The organism is Kitasatospora sp. NPDC054795 (genome assembly GCF_053611565.1).
Genome location: NZ_JBSHAP010000285.1, coordinates 1,825 through 2,092, shown reverse-complemented (window position 1 = coordinate 2,092; position 268 = coordinate 1,825).

Below are 268 nucleotides of genomic sequence, written 5' to 3'. Positions count from 1 at the left end.
ATCCCAGTATCGCGCACAGTAACGGCCGGGGCCGCGATCCATGAGGATCGCGGCCCCGGCCTTTTGTCGTCTCGTTCCCGTGCTTCCCCGGGCCCGACCGCTGGAACCACCGGGACAACCGGGGCGGCCGGCGACTCGGCCGGTGGGAACAGGGGTGGGAAAAGAGAAGAGCCGCGTAACGAAGCCCACAACCACGTCCGTAAGCGGCGTCAACGCCAGCCCGGGGGCTAATCGCGCCCCACCACGCCCCTCCCCCTTTCATGACGGC